23 protein-coding genes and 1 pseudogene are annotated in these 24287 nt (G+C 43.3%); 13 read left to right on the top strand and 11 right to left on the bottom strand.

All coding sequences use genetic code 11. From position 1 onward, the window contains the following. Positions 1-91 precede the first annotated feature (91 nt). The 5 genes from urtA (at position 92) to urtE (ending at position 5703) form a co-directional block, all read left to right on the top strand. On the top strand, positions 92-1372 hold the full coding sequence (gene urtA, locus PYW33_RS14725; RefSeq protein WP_004647210.1) for an urea ABC transporter substrate-binding protein: 1281 nt from the start codon (positions 92-94) through the stop codon (positions 1370-1372). Between the two features lie 94 nt (positions 1373-1466). Further along, entirely contained in the window at positions 1467-3101 is a 1635-nt protein-coding gene (gene urtB, locus PYW33_RS14720; protein ID WP_004647211.1) for an urea ABC transporter permease subunit UrtB, read from the top strand. 4 nt (positions 3102-3105) lie between these two features. Then, positions 3106-4179 carry an urea ABC transporter permease subunit UrtC gene (gene urtC, locus PYW33_RS14715; protein ID WP_004647212.1) on the top strand — a complete coding sequence of 358 codons (1074 nt, stop codon included), beginning with the start codon at positions 3106-3108 and terminating at the stop codon, positions 4177-4179. After that, complete coding sequence (urtD, locus tag PYW33_RS14710) at positions 4176-4994, top strand: urea ABC transporter ATP-binding protein UrtD (protein ID WP_004647213.1); 819 nt, start codon at positions 4176-4178, stop codon at positions 4992-4994. The genes urtC and urtD overlap by 4 nt, the downstream gene beginning before the upstream one ends. A 10-nt stretch (positions 4995-5004) precedes the next feature. Then, a complete protein-coding gene (gene urtE, locus PYW33_RS14705; protein WP_004647215.1) occupies positions 5005-5703 on the top strand; it encodes an urea ABC transporter ATP-binding subunit UrtE in 699 nt (232 codons plus the stop codon). 243 nt (positions 5704-5946) lie between these two features. Here urtE and PYW33_RS14700 read toward each other — a convergent pair whose 3' ends face one another. The 4 genes from PYW33_RS14700 to PYW33_RS14685 form a co-directional block, all read right to left on the bottom strand. Beyond that, positions 5947-6654, bottom strand: coding sequence for a phospholipase D family protein (locus tag PYW33_RS14700; protein ID WP_004281281.1), 708 nt, complete (start codon positions 6652-6654; stop codon positions 5947-5949). 66 nt (positions 6655-6720) lie between these two features. Next, entirely contained in the window at positions 6721-7443 is a 723-nt protein-coding gene (locus PYW33_RS14695) for a hypothetical protein (protein WP_004647217.1), read from the bottom strand. A gap of 172 nt (positions 7444-7615) precedes the next feature. Next, positions 7616-8128, bottom strand: coding sequence for a GNAT family N-acetyltransferase (locus PYW33_RS14690; RefSeq protein ID WP_004647218.1), 513 nt, complete (start codon positions 8126-8128; stop codon positions 7616-7618). Positions 8129-8208: 80 nt separating this feature from the next. Continuing rightward, a complete protein-coding gene (locus PYW33_RS14685; RefSeq protein ID WP_004647219.1) occupies positions 8209-8934 on the bottom strand; it encodes an outer membrane protein OmpK in 726 nt (241 codons plus the stop codon). 1007 nt (positions 8935-9941) lie between these two features. Between PYW33_RS14685 and PYW33_RS14680 the strand changes: the two genes are divergently transcribed. The 4 genes from PYW33_RS14680 to dsbD all read left to right on the top strand — a co-directional run bounded on the left by PYW33_RS14680 (position 9942) and on the right by dsbD (position 13614). Further along, complete coding sequence (locus PYW33_RS14680) at positions 9942-10307, top strand: HPF/RaiA family ribosome-associated protein (protein ID WP_004647220.1); 366 nt, start codon at positions 9942-9944, stop codon at positions 10305-10307. A 127-nt stretch (positions 10308-10434) separates the two neighbouring features. After that, positions 10435-10977, top strand: coding sequence for a hypothetical protein (locus PYW33_RS14675; protein WP_004647221.1), 543 nt, complete (start codon positions 10435-10437; stop codon positions 10975-10977). A gap of 21 nt (positions 10978-10998) precedes the next feature. Next, positions 10999-11754 carry a transporter gene (locus tag PYW33_RS14670; protein ID WP_004281287.1) on the top strand — a complete coding sequence of 252 codons (756 nt, stop codon included), beginning with the start codon at positions 10999-11001 and terminating at the stop codon, positions 11752-11754. Positions 11755-11772: 18 nt separating this feature from the next. Beyond that, complete coding sequence (dsbD, locus tag PYW33_RS14665) at positions 11773-13614, top strand: protein-disulfide reductase DsbD (protein WP_004647222.1); 1842 nt, start codon at positions 11773-11775, stop codon at positions 13612-13614. Positions 13615-13642: 28 nt separating this feature from the next. Here the strand turns inward: dsbD and PYW33_RS16900 are convergent. After that, a pseudogene (locus PYW33_RS16900) lies at positions 13643-14839 on the bottom strand (GGDEF domain-containing protein). Positions 14840-15179: 340 nt separating this feature from the next. Between PYW33_RS16900 and PYW33_RS14650 the strand changes: the two are divergent. Beyond that, positions 15180-15749, top strand: coding sequence for an FMN-dependent NADH-azoreductase (locus tag PYW33_RS14650; protein WP_004281290.1), 570 nt, complete (start codon positions 15180-15182; stop codon positions 15747-15749). 62 nt (positions 15750-15811) lie between these two features. Here the strand turns inward: PYW33_RS14650 and PYW33_RS14645 are convergent, their stop codons facing one another. Then, the gene (locus PYW33_RS14645; RefSeq protein WP_004647226.1) at positions 15812-16723 is read right to left on the bottom strand and encodes an alpha/beta hydrolase; all 912 of its coding nucleotides are present in this window, start codon (positions 16721-16723) and stop codon (positions 15812-15814) included. 156 nt (positions 16724-16879) lie between these two features. On the opposite strand from PYW33_RS14645, the gene PYW33_RS14640 reads away from it, so the two are divergent. Next, positions 16880-17317 carry a DUF2147 domain-containing protein gene (locus tag PYW33_RS14640; RefSeq protein WP_004281292.1) on the top strand — a complete coding sequence of 146 codons (438 nt, stop codon included), beginning with the start codon at positions 16880-16882 and terminating at the stop codon, positions 17315-17317. Between the two features lie 70 nt (positions 17318-17387). On the opposite strand, the gene PYW33_RS14635 is transcribed toward PYW33_RS14640, so the two are convergent. After that, on the bottom strand, positions 17388-17738 hold the full coding sequence (locus tag PYW33_RS14635) for a Spx/MgsR family RNA polymerase-binding regulatory protein (RefSeq protein WP_004281293.1): 351 nt from the start codon (positions 17736-17738) through the stop codon (positions 17388-17390). 617 nt (positions 17739-18355) lie between these two features. After that, positions 18356-19174 carry an exodeoxyribonuclease III gene (locus tag PYW33_RS14630; RefSeq protein ID WP_004647227.1) on the bottom strand — a complete coding sequence of 273 codons (819 nt, stop codon included), beginning with the start codon at positions 19172-19174 and terminating at the stop codon, positions 18356-18358. Between the two features lie 40 nt (positions 19175-19214). On the opposite strand from PYW33_RS14630, the gene pyrE reads away from it, so the two are divergent. Further along, positions 19215-19865: an orotate phosphoribosyltransferase gene (gene pyrE / locus PYW33_RS14625; protein WP_004647228.1), complete on the top strand. Its 651-nt coding sequence runs from the start codon at positions 19215-19217 to the stop codon at positions 19863-19865. Positions 19866-20326: 461 nt separating this feature from the next. On the opposite strand, the gene PYW33_RS14620 is transcribed toward pyrE, so the two are convergent. Continuing rightward, positions 20327-20536 carry a cold-shock protein gene (locus tag PYW33_RS14620; RefSeq protein ID WP_004281299.1) on the bottom strand — a complete coding sequence of 70 codons (210 nt, stop codon included), beginning with the start codon at positions 20534-20536 and terminating at the stop codon, positions 20327-20329. A 549-nt stretch (positions 20537-21085) separates the two neighbouring features. Here PYW33_RS14620 and PYW33_RS14615 point away from each other — a divergent pair. Next, positions 21086-21418: a hypothetical protein gene (locus PYW33_RS14615; protein ID WP_004647229.1), complete on the top strand. Its 333-nt coding sequence runs from the start codon at positions 21086-21088 to the stop codon at positions 21416-21418. Between the two features lie 171 nt (positions 21419-21589). Here the strand turns inward: PYW33_RS14615 and PYW33_RS14610 are convergent, their stop codons facing one another. Together PYW33_RS14610 and PYW33_RS14605 are read right to left on the bottom strand one after the other, a co-directional pair. Then, positions 21590-22534: a copper resistance protein B gene (locus PYW33_RS14610; protein ID WP_004647230.1), complete on the bottom strand. Its 945-nt coding sequence runs from the start codon at positions 22532-22534 to the stop codon at positions 21590-21592. Then, entirely contained in the window at positions 22521-24287 is a 1767-nt protein-coding gene (locus PYW33_RS14605; protein WP_004647231.1) for a copper resistance system multicopper oxidase, read from the bottom strand. Before PYW33_RS14605 ends, PYW33_RS14610 begins: the two co-directional genes overlap by 14 nt.

Genomic DNA, 24287 nt, shown 5'->3' with positions numbered 1-24287 from the left:
AGCCTTGGCACAGAAATTGAATCACTCCATCCAGATGTACAACAAGACAAGCATGAAAAATGCACCATTATAAAGTTTGGAGAAAAATCTGATGTTCCAACGCAATTTATTTTCAAAAAGTATTTTAGCCGCAACCATGGCAGGGGCTGTTGCATTAACGGGATGTTCAAAATCTGCTGAAAAAGCAGAAGCCCCGGCCGCAGAAAGCAAAGTCGCAGACAGCGGCGACACGATTAAAGTCGGGATCCTGCATTCATTGTCAGGCACGATGGCAATTTCTGAGACCTCACTGAAAGACACGGCCTTAATGGCGATTAAGGAAATCAATGACAAGGGTGGGGTACTGGGTAAGAAACTGGAACCGGTGGTGGTCGATCCGGCATCAGACTGGCCACTCTTTGCAGAGCAAGCACGGCAGTTGATTACCCAAGACAAAGTTGCGGTAATTTTTGGTGCATGGACATCGGTATCGCGTAAATCTGTTTTGCCCGTTGTTGAAGAACTCAATAGTTTATTGTTCTATCCAGTACAGTATGAAGGCCAGGAACAATCAAAAAATATTTTTTATACCGGTGCTGCACCAAACCAACAAGCCATTCCTGCGGTGGAATACTTGATGAGTGAGGAAGGGGGTAAGGCTGAGCGTTTTGTATTGCTCGGTACGGACTATGTGTACCCACGGACCACCAACCAGATTTTACGTGCTTTCTTAAAGTCTAAAGGTGTGGCTGATGCGGACATCATGGAAGAGTACACTCCATTTGGTCACAGCAACTATCAAACCATTGTCGGCAATGTGAAGAAATTTGCAGCGGGTAAAAAGACCGCGGTGATCTCGACCATCAATGGCGACTCGAATGTGCCGTTCTACCGTGAACTGGGTAATCAGGGCATTAAAGCTTCTGATATTCCAGTGATGGCGTTCTCGGTGGGTGAAGAAGAACTGCGTGGTATTGATACCAAGCCATTGGTCGGTCATTTGGCGTCATGGAACTATTTCATGTCAGTGAAGAATCCGGTCAATACTGAATTCACCAAAAAGATGAAGCAATACGCGGTTGAATTTAAATTACCGAATGTCGATAAGCTAGTCACCAATGATCCAATGGAAGCGACCTATGTCGGTATCAACATGTGGAAGCAAGCCGTTGAAAAAGCAGGTTCTACAGAGGTCGATAAAGTCCGTGAAGCGATGGCAGGTCAGGAATTCAAAGCACCATCGGGCTATACCCTAAAAATGGATGCAAGTAACCATCACTTACACAAGCCAGTCATGATTGGCCAGATTCGTGGTGATGGTCAGTTTGATGTGGTCTACAAAACATCTCAAACTATTCAAGCAGAGCCTTGGAGCCCGTACATTCCTAAATAATACCTATCTTTTGCCTGCTACAGCCGTAGCAGGCATCCTCTGATTTTTTTCTTACTCTCCACGGAAAACTTCCAATGGAATAGGGGTGTATATAATGAATATTCGTGTGAATATCGCCACTATTTTTCTGTTGTGTATACAAATATTTTGTATGCAAATGGCAACAGCAGAAACCTCTTTACAACACAATAATTCAACCATAGCGATACAACCACAAGATGCGATTCAGCAATTTGTGCAAGGTGATTTTGCTCAACGTCGTGCTTTACTCAATCAATGGCCAGGCAGTATTGAACAGTTAGATCAGCTTGCAGAATATGTTGAAAACGACCAGCTTTATAGCGATTCTCAAGGACAAACCTATATTTTAGAAGCCGATGATCAGTTGCTCAGTTATCCAAGTTTAGATGCTGTTGCAGATTGGCCAAGCGACCTTGCACAAGTCACTTTGGTGAATACCTTGCGTAAAGCATTGACCTTTGGTTTGGCACAAAGCAAGTTGAAGTCGGATGATGCCTCTGAGCGTTTAGAAGCGATTGATATTTATGAAAGCAATCTTGCGGAACTTGATATAGCACATATCAATGCGCTGTATTTAAAAGAACAAAACAATAAAGTCAAAGCCCGTTTGGCACAACTGAAAGCGCGTCTGGATTATGAAAACTCAGATGTGCTCGTCAAAATTCAAGCCGCAAAAATTTTACAAGATTCTAATCGTCCTGATGTCTTGGCGATGATCGACAATGAGTTGTCACAGCCGACTATCCATCCTGAGCTGAAAGCGGCTTTGCTTGAAGCGAAAAACAGTATTAAAACCCGGATTCAAGCCAGTGAATGGACTGGGCATTTATTTTCAGGGCTGAGTACCGCCAGTATTTTGTTGCTTGCTGCACTGGGTCTTGCGATTACCTACGGTTTGCTCGGTGTGATTAATATGGCGCATGGTGAGCTCATTATGATTGGCGCCTATACCACTTATGTAGTGCAAAGCCTGTTTAAAAGCTATTTGGGCAGCTATGTCGATTGGTACTTAATCGCCGCGATTCCTGCGGCATTCTTGGTAAGTGGGCTGATCGGCATGTTGATTGAACGTACCGTGATTCGTCCGCTATATGGTCGCCAGTTGGAAACCTTGCTTGCCACTTTTGGTGTCAGCCTGATTCTGATGCAATTGGTACGCATGACTTTTGGTGCGCAAAATGTCGAAGTTTCTAACATTTCCTGGCTGTCAGGCGGGATCTCGATTACTCCAAGCTTGATGCTGCCCTATAACCGTATTGCGATTATTGTCTTTACCATTGCAGTGCTTTTGTTGTTGGTTTACCTACTGAATAAAACCCGTTTTGGTCTCTTCGTTCGTGCGGTGACACAAAACCGTCAAATGGCGCGAGCAGTCGGTATTCGTTCTAGTCGTATCGATATGACGGCCTTTGGTTTAGGTTCAGGTCTTGCAGGGTTAGCCGGATGTGCTTTGGCACAAGTGGGTAACGTCGGGCCGGATTTAGGGCAAAACTACATTATTGATGCCTTCTTGGTGGTGGTTGTCGGTGGTGTAGGTCAGGTGTGGGGTGCAGTCCTTGCAGCGCTTGGTCTGGGTATTAGCGGTACCGCCTTGGAAATTGGCATTGGTGCAGTACTGGCAAAAATTGTTCTCTTGGTGCTTGTGATTTTGTTTATTCAAAAACGTCCACAAGGTTTGTTTGCCATCAAAGGCCGTTTTGTGGAGTAAGCACATGAAGATCATACAATTATTATCCGACAAACCGCATAGTGGCATTGCGATTGCCGTGTGCTTTGCCATTTTATTGGCATTGCCATGGTTACACCTGTTACCTGCCGATTCAACCCTGCATTTATCTGCGTATTGGGTCACCCTGATTGGCAAAATCATGTGCTTGGCCTTGGTCGCTTTGGCACTCGATTTGGTGTGGGGTTATGCCGGCATTTTAAGTTTGGGGCATGGTTTGTACTTTGCCCTTGGCGGTTATGCCTTTGGCATGTACCTGATGCGCCAGTCTGCAGGGGATGGTATTCCTGACTTTATGCGCTTCCTGAGTTGGACGGAAGTGCCATGGTTTTGGGTGGGGACTGAATACTTCCTTTGGTCATTGGTATTGGTGGTATTAGTACCGGGCATCATTGCCTTTATTTTTGGCTTCTTTGCCTTCCGTTCCAAAATTAAAGGCGTGTATTTCTCGATTATTACCCAAGCTATGACTTTTGCTGCTGCATTACTTTTCTTCCGTAATGAAACCGGCTTTGGTGGCAACAACGGCTTTACCGGTTTTAAAACCATTTTAGGCCTGGACATTACCTCGGCATCGATGCGGGCAAGTTTGTGCTTTATCACCGCTTTGGTATTGTTGCTGTGCTTTATTGGTTTACGTCATTTAATGAATAAACCTTATGGCCGTGTACTCGGTGCAATTCGTGACAGCGAAAACCGTCTGCAATATTTGGGCTACCGTACCTTGTGGTACAAGCTCTCGGCATGGGTGCTATCTGCGGTGATTGCAGGCATTGCAGGGGCACTGTATGTGCCACAAGCCGGCATTATTAACCCAAGTGAAATGAACCCGGTGAACTCGATTGAAATGGCAGTCTGGGTGGCAGCGGGTGGACGTGGCACGCTGATTGGTCCATTGATTGGGGCAGGCTTAATCAATGGAGTAAAAACCTATTTTACTTCGGCTTATCCTGAAGCATGGCTGTTGATTTTGGGTACGTTATTTATTGTAGTGACCATCTTCCTGCCAAAAGGCATTATTGGTCTGTTTGACCGTTTTAAAAAGGAGCGTAGCGAATGAGCGAGATCCTACAACCGCATGGTGGTCATGCCACTGAAGGCTATGGTCGTCCTAAAGAACAAGGCGCGGACTTTACCCACGGTATTGCGCTGTATTTAGAAAAAGTCAGCGTCTGGTTTGATGCTTTTCGTGCCTTAAATGATTTGTCGCTCTACATTGAAGAAGGGGAATTACGCTGCATCATCGGGCCGAACGGGGCAGGTAAAACCACCCTCATGGATGTGATTACCGGTAAAACGCGACCAACCGAAGGCACAGCATTTTTTGGGCAAAACTACGATTTAGCCAAAATGAGCACTGAACAAATTGCCGAAGCAGGCATTGGGCGTAAGTTCCAAAAACCGACCGTGTTTGAAAATTTCACCGTCATGGAAAATCTGTTACTTGCTGCACCCAAAGACAAGCGCGTGAAAAAGAGTTTCTTTAGCAAACTCGATCCCGATGCCCAAAATGCCCTGGATGAATCACTTGCGCAAATTCGTCTGCAAGAGTTCATTAATAAACCTGCTGGCTTGCTGTCGCATGGTCAAAAGCAATGGTTAGAAATCGGCATGTTGTTGATGCAACGTCCAAAACTGATTTTACTGGATGAACCTGTAGCAGGCATGACCGATGCCGAAACCGAGCGCACGGCGGAGCTGTGTTTAGAACTCAAGAAAAATCACACCCTCGTTGTGGTTGAGCATGACATGAGCTTTATCGATACTATTAGTGAAAAAGTCACGGTATTGGCACAAGGCGCAATTTTAGCAGAAGGCACATTGGCAGAAGTACAAGCCAATGAAGATGTCATTGAAAAGTATTTAGGACGTTAAGGAGACCGTGATGTTAGAAGTCAAAGACGTCAATCAATTTTATGGTGGCAGTCATATTTTACGTGATGTGTCGTTGACTGCACCTGTGGGTGAGTGTTCGGTGGTGCTTGGGCGCAATGGTGTAGGGAAAACCACGCTCCTTAAATGTCTGATGGGTATTTTACCGATTAAATCCGGACAGATTTTGTTGGATGGCAAGGACATTTCGAAACTCAGTCCTGAACAGCGTGTCCGTGCAGGTCTGGCTTATGTGCCCCAAGGTCGAGATATTTTTTCAACTTTAACCGTGGAGGAAAACATCCTCATTGGTATGGCGAAATTTAAAGGCGCAAAGACACGCAAAGTGCCTGAGCATCTCTATGAAATTTTCCCTGTGTTGGATGAAATGAAGCATCGCCGTGGCGGAGATTTGTCTGGTGGTCAGCAGCAGCAGCTTGCCATTGCACGAGCACTTGCTTCTGAACCGCGTGTGCTGATTTTGGATGAACCGACTGAAGGTATTCAGCCATCCATTATTAAAGACATTGGACGGGTGATTCTTAAACTTGCTGATGGTGGTGAGATGGCGATTGTGTTGGTAGAGCAATTCTATGATTTTGCTGAAGAACTTGCTGATGCTTATACCGTGATGGCACGTGGGCAGGTTGTGGCGCAAGGTGTGGGCAGTGAAATGCCTGAGAAAGGTATTCGGGAGTTGGTGGCGATTTAAGGCTTTTAGCTCCTTCTCCTATGGGAGAAGGCGGGGGATGAGGGTTTATCTTTATTTACCTCTCCCTAATCCTCTCCTAGAAGGAGAGGGAAAAAGCCTCCCTAAGCAAGATATAAGCACTGCTTTATATCGAAGCGTAAGAAAGGGAGGTTTGGAGGGATTAAATTTTAAATCTCCTCTTACGAAGCAGAGCTTCTCATCTCTTAAAGAGAGGGGAATTTTCTTTTTTGAATAATGGAGGGATTAGATCTCCGTATTTTCATTCCATAAAAAATAGCCGCCGTACTGACTTGGACGGTATTCACCACCGATGGATTTGCCTTGGTCAGTTAAAAAATGTTTACCCGTGTCATTCAGCTTTAAAAAGCCTTTATCCACTAACTTTTCAAGTAAATCTGCTGTTTTAATTTTATATTTGGCAGCCAGTTTGGAGGTGGTCAATTTACTAAAGGCATTAGCTTCTTCATCAGTTTGACCTAAATCCTCAGTGTTCGGATTAGCTTTGACTTCATCTAAGCTGATCCGGACTTCTTCGCTAATCCGAATAATACGCTGCGCTTCTTCATACGCATCTTTAAAAACCTCATCATCTTCATACTTACGAACTGAAATGCCCATTTCATTGTTATTGACCTGGCTAAATTCATATAAATTCAAACTCGAAATAATACATTCCGATTCATTGAGATAGCACTTTGCATGCAGGTTTTTGCAGAAACTCAAACGCACATAGTCCAGTTTTTGAATCCATTTGATTTCTTCAGGATGCAAATCACTTTTGCCATAGACAATGCGAACATCAATTTTTAACCGGTCTTTGTCTTCTAATAATTCTTTAATACGGTCATTGAGACGTAAATACGGACTGATTAAAATTAGACGTTCTTTGGCATTTTTAATGAGTTCTTCTAAGAAAAAATTGGTTGCACTGGTATTTAGAAATTTAGCCATATTTTCCCTGTAATATTTTGAATATTATGTTTGTTATAGGGGAATAAGATATCGCTGAATCAGCAATCACTCAACCTTTAAATACATGCCATCCGCTGAGACATTATGGCCAAAACCGCAAGACATTGGATTGTTGCTATTCACCACAATCTGTTGTCCAATTTGAGCGTTAAACTGAAATTTCAAATCAATTTTGCAATCTTCTACGCTGTAATTGGCCTGAGCTTTATTCAGCGACATACGGGTTAAAAATTCTCCCATATTTGGTCCATAAATCAGACTGCGTAAACCCATATAGAGTCCATTAAACTCAATCTGGTAGGCATTCGAAGCCCGTTTAACTTCCATCGTATTCCACTGACCAAAACCTGCATAGCGGACATATTTTCCTGCAAAATTCTTCGGTTTTTCTGGTGCAGGTAACTGTTTTAGATTGAACTGGCTGGCTTTAGTATTCGGAAAAACGGAAAACCAGGCGCGTGCCCATTGCGGTTTTCCAAGCTTGGCATAACTTAAACCGACATTATTAAATGCCGTGGTGATATCACGCTCAGAAAAAGCTGTAACGCCGTCTTCTACATTCATCGCACAAAAAGATGACCAAGCGGCTTGTTGCTCAAATTGCGCTATAGCCTTTTGATATTGTTTTTGGTCGTAGAATTTCTTGCCATTATTTGCATAGCTTTGCACTTTGCTACAGCCTGAGCGGAGCTCTTTTTCAAAATCTGAATCAGCAAAAGTGTGCGCGCTTAAACCTAAAAGACCGATAGACAATAGAGATTTATACATAGTGTTATTCAGTATGATTTTGAGCTGAATAATACATAGCCGCTAGTATAAGTAAATAGAACTTGTGCTTATTAAACTGGATAACAACCAAATATCGTGATGACCAAATATTAAAAAGCTGAAAAGGAGTGTCCAGAAAGCAGTTCTGGAATAGCTTTAAACTAAGAATGAATCAAGCTCGATCCAGATTCAGTTGCAAGAGGACCAAATCACGCCATTGCCCAAACTTCTGTCCGACTTGCGGCATATAGGCAGTTTGAACGAAACCCAGTTTTTCATGCAGACGAATCGATGAGGTGTTTTCTGAATCAATCGCTGCGACCATGATATGCAATTTCTGTACTTGAGCCTGTTCAATTAAATACTGTAATAATTTAGAACCCAAACCTTGCCCTGCATAATCTGGATTTAAAAAGATGGAATGTTCTACCGTCTGTTGAAAGCCCTGAATACTACGAAACTGATCATAACAAGCATAGCCAGCAACGACTTGATTTCGCGTATCTTCAACCACAAAAACCGGGAAATTCTGATTTTTAAGCTGTTTAAACCAGATTTTGAAATAGTTCAGATCAAAGGCTGTTCTGTTCCAGGTCGCAGTACCATAAAGTACTTCCTGATTATAAATCTTGAGGATGGTTTCAAGATCATGTTCGGTCGCAGGTCGAATATCAAAATCAGGCATATTCTTGTTCTAGTAGAGGTGAGCTGAAATCACAGTTTAAAAAAAGCAGAACCGGAGTTCTGCTTTCGATCATACATCAATTAGAAATGATATTTCACAAGTGCGCTGACATTGTTTTCATCTTGATTTTTAAGACCAAACTTATTGTTCCACACTGAATGTTCAACACCGAGGTATAAACGGGTATCTGGAGAAATGTGTTTGCCCGCATTCCATTTCCACTGTGTAGTCCAGTTTAACTCGCTTGCTTGAGCGTCTTTTTCAGCAGTTGACCAATCAAGGAAGCCATCTACAAGAAAATCTTCAGCACCCAGTTTAAATGGCACACCATAGGTAAGCGTCATTTGATAATCGTCTTTATTGCCAAACACTTTTTCATTGTTTGCACGATAAAGATTTAAGCTTGCATATTGAAAGTATGGGATATCAAGGTCAAAGCCCACGCCATATAGGAAGTTATCAGCATTATCTGAACCTTCCCACGTTGTTGAAATAAGCACATCTTTCACTGGACCAAAGGCAAGTTTTTGGCCTGTAACTTCGCTTAAGCTTAAACGTGGTGATAACTCAAAGTACGTACTTTTAACATCATCGCCACCGCGCAGACGATCCATAAAGAAGAATACATCTGCATATTTAACTTTTGCAGCATATTCAACAGTTAAAGTAGTTTGCTGATCGTCTACAACTTCATAGTTTTCGCCATAAAGACCTGTAACGCTAAAGTCCTGCCAAACTGGTTTTGCTTGAGCAAATGCTGCAGTTGAAGCCAATGCACAAAGTGCCGTAAGTTGTGTAAATTTCATTTAAATCTATCCCCCCGAGAAAGCAGAATAAGCATACAGATTAATAAGTAAAAATAAAGTTAAAAGTGATCGCTGACTTAAATATATTTCAGCCCCCATGAGTTGAATGAAGACGATCATCTTCCTCAGTTTTCATTGCCTTTCGCTGATACTTCTCTAAATTATTATTTTTTAAATAAAGTTGAATATGTAGTGCCTTAAAAGACTGAATGTATAACTAAAAATATAAAATCACTTCAATTTACGATGATTAACTTACAAAATCAGTAAAAAATAGGGGGGGATATACAGATTGTTTAGTAATTAATTTGGGCCTGAGGCTGAACAGCTTTGTTCTGTTTGTGTAATGAGGTTAGTTTGAAAATCTCAAATGACCGTCGTTTTATAAGCCTGTTCTCAGCCTCTTCAAGTGAGATTGAACGGTCTTATATTTCAATAAAAAATTATTTTGCAGGTTGTTATTTTAAAATGACGAAAGAGTATTTTTCCCGGTTATGCAAAAGCAACTAAATAATGATAAAGCAAATGATCTATTCAGGACTGTAAGGCTGACTAGGCGCTGATCTTATAAGATAAATTATTAGGTAAAAGTGAGCTAATTTCGATAAAAAATACTTTTAATTCCTCCTTTTTTAGGTTTTCTGGTCGAGTGTTATTTAAGCGATTTATCGGTCTGGCTAAAAAATTATTTCAAATTAAATCATGTGAAAGGTTGTGAAATTTCCGTTTGAAAAATCCTGTATTTTTGAGCTGAGTAAGCAGTTGTCACAATGGATTATTCTTTTGCTAAAAAACCAAAATATCACTTGCATATTTCCAAGATACAGCCGATATTCAAGATATAAGGACACGATTCTGCAGACTCAAAAATGTGTTCATCATTCAAAATGGAGGGTGTGATTCCAATCATTTGAAGAAGTGAAATGCGATGCGAAACAGCAAGCTACAAACGTGCCAAGATAAAAAATTTTGCACTCAAAAGTTACAAAGATTGAGGATGGTAATATATGAATATTGAACTTCGTACCGATAACCACATTCAGAATAGTGATCGTTTAATTACTTATGTACGGGAAGAATTAAATCAAGAATTCCAGCGCCACAGCGAACGTATTACCCATTTTTCAGTCCATCTTAGTGATGAAAATGGCGCCAAAGGCGGCGATGACGATATTCGTTGTATGATTGAAGCGCGTCCTGCAGGCTTGAAACCTGTCGTAGTCAATCATCGTGGCCATAATGTCGATACTGCGATCCATGGTGCAATTGACCGACTAAAACGTAGTCTGGAACATGTGATCGAGAAAAAAGACAATGTTCGTCCTGGCGCTCTCGAACTAGCAGACACAGATACTGCGGATATCGAAGACTAAGCCGAACCGATTTGAAAAAGCCCTGCGGGGCTTTTTTCGTATTAAACAAAAATATAGTTATGAGAAGCACAACAAATCCTGCTTTATTCGGCATAATAGTCGAAAACGAATCAAAGTGAGCTCCATCATGTTAACTGCGCAACAACAACTTTTTGTGCAAGCACTCGAAGAATTAAATCTGGACCAGGTCAAACAGCTGCTGGCAGATGGACTCAACCCGAATTTTATTGATCATGACAAAGGCCCGGTGATTTCGGTCTGGTCAGATGGCCTGTTTAAATGGTGGGAAGAAGTGTGTGAGCTGTATGAAGCCGGAACACCACTTTCAGAAGAGGAGAAACAGGCACGTTTGGCGGTACATTTACAGATTCTGGAAGAACTGATCCAGGCCAAAGTGAATCTGCATTTGTGGGATGCAGAAGAAATTTATGGTCCACTCTGGGATGCCGCAAGTGCCGCATGCGCGCCAGCTGTACAGCGTTTACTGGATGAAAAAGTCGATCCAAATAGCAAAGATGAAGATGGCATGACTATTTTATCTTCAATTAGTGATCTATTCTTTGATTGTGATTTTGATGAAATCAACTGGTCAGAAGCCTTGGATGAAGAAAAACAGACGCTAGAACTGCTTCGCAAGCATGGCGCAAAAATGACCAAAGAACTCAGTTAAATTTTAATAAAGAGCTCCAACATGACAACATTAAAAACCTTGGGTTTGATTGCACTGGCCGGTTGTAGTGCACAGCTTTTCGCAGCAGATTTTGAATTTGATCGACCAGGTGAGGGTCTCAGTACTGGAATTACTCCAGTCGGAAATGTCGCTTGGGAGCAAGGCTTGCCTACAGCGCGTTATAGCAAGTCGGGCGATCAGACCGCGACCACACTCAGTGCAGATATGTTGTTACGTACCGGACTCAGTGATGATCTGGAATTGCGTTTAGGTTGGGCTGGCCCGACCTGGACCCAAGTGAAATCCAATGGCCAGACCGAAGAAGATGATGGTCTGGGCGATGTTAGTATTGGTCTGAAAAAGGCCATTGATTTGGATGATGACAAACTCAGTATGGCTTTGCTGGCCGAAGCCATCATTGCAACAGGCAATGCCGGTTTCACTAATGAAGAAGATATTTACAGCTTGGGTTCTGTCGTGTCGTATCAATATAATGACTTGGTCAGTACCGCATTGACCATGCGTTATGAATGGCAGGACAGCAACTGGGCAGTGTCTGCGATTCCTTCTCTAGGCTACCGCATTACTGATCGCTGGTCAGGTTATTCTGAACTGATTTACCGTAAAGCGGAAAGTGTCGATAATCAATACGCACTCGGTACCGGGGTCATGTATGCTTTAAACGATCGTGTCCAGTTAGATGCGAATGTCGGTGTAGATCTGGATGGTGCAGATCGAAGCTACTTCTCAGGCCTAGGTTTCTCTGTGCTGTTCTAAGATACTCATTCATAGAAGATGAAATACTCGCAGTTCCCGACCTGGGGGAAAATGCTTGCCCCGGTTATTTTGGGAAGCACCTTGTTCAGCAGTCCTGCTCAGGCGGAAACTGCATTGTTGTCTGCCGAGCAGGCCTTTCCTGTGAGCGTGATCTCCACCAGTCAGCAGCAGGCTGAACTGAGCTGGCAGATTCCGGACAACTATTATCTGTATCAGCATAAAATTGAAGTCCGGCAGGGCAACCAGCCGGTGACGTTTGAGTTGCCACCCGCTGAAGATTTATATGATGACAACTATGGGCATACCCAGGTTTATTATCAGCAGTTAAAGTTTCAGATCCCGACTCAGGCGGGGCGATCCTATCAGGTCAGCTGGCAGGGTTGTGCCAAAGACCGGATCTGTTATCCGCCACAAACCATTCAGTTCAAGACCGATTTGTCCGGTCTGGTGCAATTTGAAGCTGCCGGATCAGGAACAAAGCGTTTACTTGATCTGAATACTTCATCACTGCAACACAATACCCTGTTTAATACAGCAGATTCTTCAGAATCTACAGCAGATGAAATCTCTGCATCAGCCAACACACAAACCGAACCCTATGCAGCACAAGACCAGAAATGGTCAGCCCAACTGCTTGAACGCTCTTTGGGCTATGGGCTTTTGCTGTTTTTCGGCCTGGGAATTTTACTGGCGTTTACGCCGTGTTCCTTGCCGATGCTGCCGATTCTGACCTCACTGATTGTACGTGACAGTAAAGGCCTGAAAGCCTGGATGATTGCACTGACTTTTGTCAGCAGTATGGCTGCTGTCTATGCAGTACTTGGCCTAATTGCATCTTCGGCCGGCCTGAATTTTCAGCGCTGGTTGCAGCAACCTGGGACTTTAATTGCTTTTAGTGTGCTATTTGTCCTGTTTGCCCTGAATCTGTTTGGCCTGTTTGAAATCAAACTGCCGCAACGTCTGGTTCATCGTCTGGACCGGGCACAAGCCATGCAACAGGGAGGTAGTCTGGTCAGTGCGGGCGTTATGGGCATGATTTCGGCGCTTCTGGTAGGACCATGCATGACCGCACCACTGGCAGGTGCATTGTTGTTTATTTCCCAGACACAAAGTCAGTGGCAGGGGGCTCTGTTGCTGTTTACTCTGGGTTTTGGGATGGGCACGCCTTTATTGCTGGCCAGTATTCTGGGGGCACGGATTCTGCCTAAAGCTGGGCACTGGATGAATCAGATCAAAGTGCTCTTTGCCTTTATCATGCTGGCACTGGCGCTGTATTTTATTCGCCCACTCATTTCAGAAGCGGCTTTACAATGGTTATCCTTAGCTTTGGGTATGACCTTCGTGGCTTATGTGCTGTTCCGGATTTTCTGGCATCGTACCGGTTTGAGATGGCTATATATCCTGTGTCTAGTACTGGCCGTGCCTTATATTGCTTATAGTCAATATCAGCACAGTCAGCGTTTTTTTGTGGAGCAGGCGAGTACAGAAACCAAGTGGCATGTAGCACGCAGTGCAGCAGAATTTCAGCAGATTTTGGCCAAGGCACCGCAAGGGCAAAAGATCATTATTGATGTCTACGCCGACTGGTGTGTCGCCTGTCAGCCGATCGAACATCGTATTTTAAAATCTGCAGCGGTGCAGCAGGCTCTGGCGCCATATTTCCTGATCAAGCTGGATTTAAGCCAATATAATGCCTCTCATCAAGCGCTGTTAAACCAATGGAAAATTCTCGGGCCGCCAACGTATTTATTTTTGAATGCACAGCAGCAGGAAATTCGTGGCTTGCGTTTGACCGGTGCCTTTAGCGAGGTAGAATTGCTGGCACAACTGCAAGCGTTGGCTCAAAGTGAAAATCCATAATCTAGTTCTTAAAAAAAGCTGAACCCGTTTAAGAAACCTGCATCTGTGCTGGCACCGGTTCAGCATAGGCTTTGACCAGATTACGTCCGCCGGCTTTGGCCTGATAAAGCGCCTGATCGGCCTGACTTAATAACTATTGCGGGCGTAATTCCGCGCTAGAAATGGCAATCCCGAAACTGGCGGTCACCGGAATCAGCTCACCCTCATCACTGAAAATCTGCAATTGCTGAATGGCAATGCGGCAGCGTTCAGCCACTTGTTCGGCTTTTTCCAGACTGGTATTTTTAAGCACGAGAATAAATTCTTCCCCACCAAAACGGCCGACCACATCACTTTCGCGTAATTGCTGGTTCAGCACGGCACTCACTTCGACTAAGGTTTCATCGCCCTTATGATGGCCATAGTGATCATTAATTTTCTTGAAATGATCCAGATCTAATAGCACTAAAGCATAATTGGGAGTGGCTGCGGCATTCAGTTTATCCAGACATTGGTTGATGCTACGGCGGTTAAACAGGTTGGTGAGCGGATCAATCTGACTCAGCTGTTTGATCAGCTGCTCGCGATGACGCCATTGGCTCAGCAGAATCTCGAATAACACCATGCAGACGGCCAGAATTGGCAAAATGAAATACAGCATCGATAACAGCCAGAAACCATTATAGAAAAGCTTGTCATCGATATTAAATAGCGGTGAATAAGGCAATTGATGACCGAAACTTAAATAGGCACATCCGCCCAGAAAAATGGAGGCAGGAATCAGCATGCTATAGACTAGCGTGCGATGAAACAGTACCAGACCGACCATAATTAAGCAGACGTAAGCGGTGGTAGCCACCGGACTGATCACGCCGACGATATAGGCATCCCGACATAACGAAACCACAAAGGTGCCAACTGCTAGATAGGGTAGATAACGTTACACCAGACGGTTGCCCTGAAATTTATAACAGGGATAAATTAGCAAGGCTAAAATCAATAAAAAACTGCCGTTCAGCACGACTTGTGAATAAACCCGTTCAATATGTACATATTGCCAATACTCAGGATTGAATAAAACAAACAGGTCCCAGCCGAGCCAGGTCAGATGTACACCGCATCCCAAGGTCAGCATCAGGATGCATTTCTTCAGGATACGCCAGTTCATCACGACTTCATCTTCGACCAGATATTTCTTGATTCTGTGTCTTAGCACTTTTTCTAATACAGGCGATATTCGCTTCATGGTCCCGGTCTGACTTTAATTGTTATGGCAGATTTTTTAAGACTTATTGGATATTTATAGCTTTATTTACACAAGATAACATAAGTTTGAATGCTTGATAAACAACAATATTTAAAACATTTTTGTGATTTAGTTGATATCTGATCTGCTCATTCTTTGCCTATAGCATAAGTGATCTAGGCTATACCAAAGGGTTCTAATCAAAATTAAAGAGGTTAAGAGGCATACAGTTTTGTTCTAAATTCAGGATGATGTGTTTTATTTGTGCTAATTATTTCAATATGGTCAATCGTTAAAATGGCTGCATTGTTAGAAACAACCAAAGATAAAGAGCGAAGCCATGAAAGTTTTACAGATTGATTCCAGTATTTTAGGAGATGCTTCTATTTCGCGTCAGTTGACTCAGGCCGTGGTGGAACAATTGCAGCAAAAATATGCTGAGGCCATTGAAGTTGAGTACCTGGATCTGGCAGCACAGCCTATTCCCCATCTTACTGCCGAAATTTTAATGGGCCAGAATGCAGAACAGACGGCATTGGGCGAGGAAATTTTAGATCAATATTTACAGGCTGATGTCGTGGTGATTGGTGCAGCGATGTATAACTTCGGTTTGCCATCAACCCTAAAAGCCTGGATTGACCGGATCTGTGTCGCGGGACGTACTTTTAAATATACCGAACAAGGTCCTGTGGGTTTGGCGGGCAATAAGAAAGTGTATATTGCCAGCAGCCGTGGTGGTGTCTATGGCGAGCAAAGCCCGGCTGATTTTCAGGAGGCTTTCCTGAAAACCGTGTTTAACTTTACCGGTGTGAATGATATCGAAGTGATTCGTGCTGAAGGAGTGAACATGGGCGAAGCGGTTAAAGCCCAAGCATTGCAAACTGCATTGCAGCAAGTTCAGGCCATTTAAAACCTAAAGCCTCTTTTCAAAGGGTCAGCTACGGCTGACCTTTTTTATATGCTAAATCATGCTTAATCTCGGTCCAGACGATGGGCAAATTCTGCAAGATCGGTCAGCGCCTGTTTGGCTTCATCGAACCAGGCACTGAACATCTGGAAGTTGTGCCACATGCCGGTATAGAGTTTAAATTCGACCTCGACACCCGCCTGTTCCGCTTTTTCTTTAAAACGACTAGCATCATCCAGCAGAATTTCCTTGGAACCTACCTGAATATGAATCGGTGGCAAGCCGGCTAAATCGGCAAAAAAAGGAGAAACTTCCGGATCACCACGATCAATCGAACGCGGCACATAATATTCAATCCCGGTTAGAACCGTTTCCAGAGACAGCAGGGCATCATGCTTCTGGTTATAACGTAAAGATTCACTGGTCAACGTTAAATCCAGCAGTGGAGACAGCAGAATCAGACCGCTGACCTGTGGCAGACTTTCCTGCTGTATTTTGAGTGCCAGCGCCAAGGCCAGATTGGCACCGCAAGAATCGCCGGACAGAATAATATCTTTGGCCTGAACACCTTGATCCAGTAGCAGATTATAGACATCAAACAAGGCTTCCAACGCTTCTGGATAGGCAGATTCGGGTGATAGCGGATAATCGACATGCAGCACCTGCATCTGGGTTCGAGCCGCAATTTGAGTCATAAAGGCACGATGGGTATTTAAAGAACCTAAGTAAAATGCGCCGCCATGAATATGAAAAATCAGCTGGGTCGATTCCTGCTGCGGCTTAATTTCTTCCGCGCGCAGTCCGGCCAATCGAAGCGAGCGAATCTGTACCGTTTTATCCTGAGGGAAAAGTTTGCACATCTGTTCCAGAGCAATGCGCATTGAACTCGGTGGAAGACTGAATCTGCTCGGGGCACGAATGGCCGTTTTTAAAAAGCTTTCTGTAATTAATTGTTTCGTTAGCGGGCTTATCTTCATCTTCCTTCCATCTTTTTGTGCTTTTATTGATCGTGTAGATTATTTACCAACCATATTTACAAGGTTACACTAAATAGTCACACCTAAAAATTGAAAAATTGTTGTGACTTTTTAATACTACATGGGTCTATTTTCAGACTAAGGAAATGAAGAAAAATGAAAAAAATAGCGCTTACGTTAGGACTACTAGGCTTATCTGCACTGGCGAATGCTGCGGATCCTTTAAACGGCACGGTATGGAAAACCATTGATGATAAAACCAAGCAACCTAAGGCCCTGGTTAAGTTTACTGAACAAAAGAATGGCACCTTGACGGCAAGTATTCAGTCGGTGTTAACCAAAGGTGAAGAAAATGCTTGTACCAAATGTGAAGGTCCATATCACAACAAATCTCTGAAAGGCCTGACCATTGTCAAAGGGCTTAAAAATGCCGGTGGCACCAGCTATGAAAGTGGTTCGATTCTGGACCCACAATCAGGCAAAACGTATAAGTTGAAAGGCCAGCTGGCAGACGGTGGCAAGAAACTTGAATTACGTGGTTTTATTGGTGTAGCGGCATTGGGTCGTAACCAGACCTGGATTCGTGCTAACTAATCCATTGAAGTTGAAATGCAAAAGCCTGACTGATGTCAGGCTTTTTTGTAGATGGAATGCAAGGTACAGCTTAGTCGTTCAATGCACGATAAGCACTTTCATCAAAACCAGCAATAAATCCTGTCGCGGTCGCCAAGATCGGACGTTTAATTAAGCTGGTATGTGTGGTTAATGCGCTAATTAAGGCATCTTCACTGGATAGCGCCGTTTGCTGTTCTGCTTCACTGAGTTTGCGCCAGGTTGTACCTTTTTTATTCAAGACCACATCCTGACCCAAGGCATTCAGCCAGGTTTTGACGGTTTCAGTATCGATTCCCTGTTTTTTATAATCATGAAATTCATAACTCAGGCCTTGCTCAGTCAGCAGGTCAAAGGCTTTTTTCATCGAACTGCAATTTTTAATTCCGTAAATTTTTAACATAGCTGCCATCTAAAAAATTTAATGATGGGTTAGCTTAACCAAATTGACCGCAGCAGACCATGAAAAAATCACATGAAAAAATTTAAAATATCAAGACAGGCATGTCATCAAAATGACATTAAGCCGCTTTAAACTGGGCAGCAAGAACAAGAAGAACCAGAACTAGTAGAGCTCTTGCATAAACGAATAATAAGCATGCTATTTATATTTAAAATAGATGTTGGAAATCCCTTCATCCTTTTGGGATGAGAAATACGACTTCGCAAGAGGATGAGGGGAATTTTCTTTATTTTAAAATAATTAAACATGATTTTTATAAGAACCTGCATCATCGCAGACAGTAGAAATAGAAAACCCGCATTTAATCATCCTGATCATGCGGGTCTCAATCCAACGTCCAATGTCACATCCATGCAAAACAAGCTACATCTATAGTCTGTTTTATTTTCGTCCTACGGCGTCCTGTCCTTATATTGTCATCCTGACATGTCCCTGTGCCGTGTCGCTATAATGCTATGTTATTACATTGAGATAAACCCAAAAAATACGTCATGTCTTGTAAGACATAAACCTTAATTGAGTGAACAGTCGTTCACTCAATTAAATCATCAGGCTCTTTATAGTTTGTAGTCAATAATCACCGGGGCATGATCACTAAACCATTGTTCTTTATAGACCCAGGCATTGACGGTACGCTCTTTCCAGTCTGGAGAGCAGGCTTGATAGTCAATGCGCCAACCGACGTTCTTTGCGCGGGCTTGGCCACGGTTTGACCACCAGGAATATAATTCGGCTTCTTTACGCACTTCACGGAAAGTATCGACATAACCGAGTTCATCATAGATATGATCCAGCCAGGCACGCTCATGCGGTAAACAGCCTGAGGCTTTCTGGTTACCCGACCAGTTTTTAATATCAATCCGTTTATGCACGATGTTGTAATCCCCACAAACAATCACCGATTTATTTTCATCGCGCCACTGTTTCAGGATTTTTTTATATTCATCCAGGAAATGATCCTTGCGTGCCTGTGCCTCATCACCCGATGAACCGGATGGCAGATAGAGCGAACAAATATGTGCAGTCTGATCCAGACCCAGATCAAACTCGGCAGAAATGAAGCGACCTTGTGAATCGGCCAATTCAAAGCCCAGACCATCGGTCAAGGATACAAAAGGCAGGCGGCTATAAATGGCCGTACCGGCATAACCTGGGCGTTCGGCAGGAAACAGGTGCGTATACCAGCCTTCTGGTTTGAATTTATCGGTCCACTGCGCATGGGTGATCCGGCTTTCCTGCATGCAAATTACATCGGCATCGGACTGTTCCATCCATTCCAATAACCCTTTGGTGACGGATGAGCGTAAACCGTTGACATTAATTGAAACGACACGAAGAATTTTTTGATCACCTGGATAGCTACTCTTTGGTATCATGCGCAAGTCTTACCTTAATTAATGGATTTAGGAGCACCTCATGTCAACGCCAGCTCAGTTTAACCCGCAAGCTTTTATCGAACTCGCATTATCACGCGGTGTGCTTAAATTTGGTGAGTTTACTTTAAAATCGGGGCGTGTGAGTCCTTATTTTTTTAATGCGGGTCTGTTGAATGATGGTGAAGCCTTGACACTGCTGGCTTCTGGCTATGCTGCAAAACTGACTGAATGTGACCATGTTGAAGTGATTTTTGGCCCTGCATATAAAGGCATTCCTTTTGTGGCAGCAACTGCTGTGGCTCTGTCGCAAAATCATGGGGTAAGTGTGCCGTGGGGTTTTAATCGCAAGGAAGCCAAAGACCATGGCGAGGGTGGCGTATTGGTCGGTGCTTCTGTAGAAGGTAAAAAAGTCTGGATCATTGATGATGTGATCACCGCAGGCACAGCGATTCGTGAAGTCGTCACCATCCTGAAAAATGCCGGTGCGCAGATTGCGGGTGTGCTAGTTGCATTAGACCGTCAGGAAAAAGGTCAGGGCGAACTGTCTGCGATTCAGGAAGTGCAGCAAGAGCTTGAGATTCCTGTACATGCCTTAATTACCATGAAAGATTTAATGGACTATCTGGAAGCGAAAGGCGACCTAGCAGCTTTGGCGAAAATGGAAGATTACCGTGTTAAATATGGGATCTAAGCCTAGATTGGCATAGAAAAGGAAGCTTGAGCTTCCTTTTTTTGTAGATGTTCAATTTGCTAAACATTTGAAATTTATTATCTCTGTCTATTCTTGTAAGCATTGGCTTACATCAATTCCAGCACTTTGCGGCTGTTTTGAATAGTGGAAATTTCCTATGATAGCTTTAACAGGAACAGGAGGTTCCACACAAGAATAACAATAGATAAATACAAGGAAAGTAAGGTACGACAGGAGTTATACCAAGCGAACCCATACGGAAAGCCCCTGGCAGGATGCTAGGGGTTTTTCATTTTTATCTTTTATAAAGTCCCACTGAGCAGCAGTGATTCAGAAACATGATTCTTAAAAATTCATTGTTAATGAGCTAAATAGAGGAGCAGAAAACCTTTCACCAAAATTATGAATCTTCAGAGCTAAAAAAAGCACCTGAAGGTGCTTTTTCTTATTGCTGGGCTAAATTATAGCGCAACGATATTGATCGCATTTGGACCTTTTTGACCATCAACCACGCTAAAAGAAACGCGTTGACCTTCAAACAAAGTTTTGAAACCAGAACTGCTGATTTCTTTGAAATGAGCAAAAACGTCAGGACCTGATTCTTGTTGAATAAAACCAAAACCTTTAGTTTCGTTAAACCATTTTACTGTACCGGTAACTGTAGTAGACATAATATAACCTGTTAAATTTTAATAATTTTAGTCATAGAAATGACTATGGATAACTTGGAAAAACAATAAGAATTGAAATAAAGATCTGAAAAAACTGAGGATTATAAATAATACTGCGGCACTTAAAGAAGCTTAACTAAACAACGCTTTTTTCTAGTTAAACACAGCATAGCCTAAATCAGAAAATATTCAAGTTTTTTATATTTATTATTTATTTTTCTTATAAAAGTGGCTCAGTTCTTCTTTTTTTTAAAATTTCAAGCTGGTTTTGCCTTGAGCTTTATCGGTTGAATTTGAGCTCTAACGAAGCTAAACAATGAAATACACGTTGTGTTTGTGTTACTTTATGTTAATCAGAATCGTTCAGTACTCAGCAAGATTTTACTAAGTCAGTGTATTTTATAACTTTGGGTAAATTAATATCTGTAGCTTTAAGATAGTTATCGTCATTGCTCATGTATAAAAATCCACCTATATTAAAATTCAATTGGAAAAATTAACTATAAGAATTTCTTGATTTTAATTTAAAACCAAATACGAGTGAGTCTCATGGATTACTGGAACAGTGTGTTACTTATATCCATCATCACCATGGTTGGACTGGCCATGATCATCCTGTTCGTCGGATGTAAAATGTGGAAGAACTTGGTGGTCACTTTACTGATTGCCACCTTGATTGGTTTTCTGATTGTATGTGCAATCAATTTTGTTTTTGGCGATCGTCTTCAATTTCTATGGGGTGCCCCTGAGACTGGTGATAGTAATTTTATGCTGGAAATAGGGCTGCTGAGCCTGTTAATTGGCGGTGTAAGTACCTTTATCATTATGTTAGGCACTTTGGTTGCTAAAAGTAACAGTGGAAATCAAGGCGATGAAGACTAGTTTTTCGCAAAATAACAAGTGTCTTAATGAGCGGGAAAGTACAGAAAAGCATTGCATGTACAGTTCATAGGCTTAAAAAATCTTTCTCAGTCAAATGTATAGTGCCATAGCGCTACGGGACATGAATGGCGTTTCACATCCCGTAGCTGCATAATTTTCTGTATCAAAAATTTAGAACATCATTCTTAGACCTGCACCATAGATCCAGCCTTTTTCTGAATCAGAACTTTGCTGCCAGGCTGTCTGTTGGTTGCCTTTACTATATTCATAACCCACTTCCAAATAAGGCATGAGCTTTTTGCTCAGTTCATAGCGTGTTTCCAGGCCCAAGGTGGCATGACTAAGGCCGGTTTTTTTCGCATTAGCTGCCTGATCATTCAGGATGACATCCAGTTCGACAAAGGGTTGCATAATCAGTTTCTGAGTCAGTAACAGGTCACGCTCTGTTTTCAGTTTTAATCCGACAAAGTCATCTTCACCAACATAGACATGAGCATCCGTTTCGAAAAAGTAGGGAGCCAGGCCATGTAACCCAAATACTGCATCGAAGCGCTCGTTCTGCTGGTTTATAGAAGGCTCGGCTAAATTTTCCTGTCGATAGCGCACCCCGGTCTGCACATCCCAGAAATCAGAAATATTTCGGCTATACAACACTTTGGCATCATATTCGGCCTGATGCGATTCATGTTTGTCGGCTTCTAGCTTGAGGAAGATTTTATTTTCATCCGTGCCAATTCTGACTTGGTTCTTGGACTTGAATGCCCCATTTCCCTCTGAACTATGCTGCCATTTCTGGTCCAGAATAATCTGGCTATAAATCTGTGCACCATGTTCTTTACGATGATCATGTTCGCTGGCAGAACTGACTGAATTTTGTGGTGTGCTCAGCGCCTGCTGTTGATGTGATAACTTTGGTGGTTGATAGGATGTGGCATCTGCAGTTTCAGTATGCTGTGCGTGGTCATCAGCCATGTTTTGCATGGCATGATGCCCGCTATGATGCTGATGTTCATTATGACCCGTATGCTCGCTAGAAGCTGCCGCAAAAATACTCAGACTGCTTAGGGTAAGCGCACTGCTGAGTACTGACTTTAGAAAAAGATTAGTGATGTGCATGGCTTTCTCCTTGAGCAGCTGCTGGTTTTGACGGCATTTTTTGTGAAGAAGGGTGAGATACTTGATCTTCGTCAACCTGTGCCACAATCAGCTTGTTCATCATGCCGGCACTCATGTGATAGAGCAGATGGCAGTGAATCGCCCATTCTCCCAGTTCGTCAGCCGTGAGCAGGGTAGTCACCGTTTTCCCAGGCGGCACAATCACGGTGTGTTTATTTGGCATATTTGCAGCAGACTGACCATTTTCCAGCTGCATAAACATGCCATGCAAATGCATCGGATGGGCCATCATGCTGTCATTGATAAATTTCAGCCGGATCCGCTCGCCATATTTCACTTGAAGTGGCTCGGCATCACTGAATTTTTTACCATTAATGGTCCAGATGTAGCGCTCCATGGTTCCACCCAGACGAATTACCAGTTCACGTTCTGCTGCACGGGTATCAGGTTGCGGTGTCAGGGCTTTGAGGTCTTGATATTGCAAGGCTTTGTGCCCTGCAGGCGTAGACATATTGGCCCAGCCCTCAACCGGCTGATGAGGCTGATTGGTTCCGGATATGGCATTATGACTTGCATGCATGTCGTGCTGGGCATGTTGATCATGTTCACTTGTGGCAGTCTGCATGGTCTGACTGCTGTGTGTGTCATGTGACATGTCATGTTGTTCGCCATGTCCCATATCTTCCATGGTCAATAAGGCACGAGGGCGCGGTGTTGGTAATTGAACCGGAGCCGGGGCTTTACTTGAATCAGTTGCCTGATGCAGACTGCCAATGGCAAAGCCTGAGCGGTCGATCGATTCCGCTTCAATCTGGTAATGCGCTGCAGTGGGTTCCACAATCACATCATAGGTTTCAGCGGTTCCGATACGGAATTCATCTACATTGACCGGCTGCACCGGTTGTCCATCGGCACTGACCACGGTCATTTTCAGCTGGGGAATACGTACATCGAAAAACGACATGGCAGAAGCATTGATGAAACGCAGGCGGACTTTTTCATTGGGCTGGAACTGGCCACTCCAGTTTTGTTGCGGCGTTTTTCCATTGACCAGAAAGGTATAACCGGTAACATCAGATAGGTCGGTTTTCAGCATACGCATCTGGTTCCACATCTTGCGGTCTGACCAGGTGGCCTTCAGGCCATCACGTTTCACCTGCTGGAGTACATCGCCCAAGGTTTCACGCTGGTTCTGATAATATTCGGCCGATTTTTTTAAATTGTTCTGAATCTGCTGGCTGCCCTGTTCGTGAAAATCCGACAGCATCACCACATAATCCCGCTCGGTTTGTTCATGTGCAGGTAGCGATGTCTGGGCTTTGGGGCGAATCACCAAGGCGCCATAGAGGCCATCCTGTTCCTGACCTTTGGAATGTGCGTGATACCAGTAGGTGCCGTTTTGACGAACCTTGAAGCGATAAGTAAAAGACTGTTTCGGTTTGATGCCCTGAAAACCGTTAAATCCGGGGACACCATCCATCAGCCCGGGCAGGAGCAGGCCATGCCAGTGCAGTGAGGTATCCTGATTGTTCAGGTTGTTTTGTACATGAATGACTGCATCATCACCTTCTTCGAATTCCAGCAAGGGTGCAGGGAATTTTCCGTTTACAGTGATACGCTTGACCGTCTTTCCGGTGAGATTGATCGGGCTTTCATCAATGACCAGATGATATTCTTTTACGGCTGCAAACAAGGCAGACGACGAGATGAGACCGAAGCCCAGACACAGGCTTTGACTGATTTTAAGCAACAT

Origin of the sequence: Acinetobacter lwoffii, assembly GCF_029024105.1 — a bacterium.
In the GTDB taxonomy this organism is placed as follows: Bacteria; Pseudomonadota; Gammaproteobacteria; order Pseudomonadales; family Moraxellaceae; genus Acinetobacter; species Acinetobacter lwoffii.
Note: the sequence above shows the minus strand (reverse complement) of the source record. Positions and strands in the feature narration are given on the sequence as shown.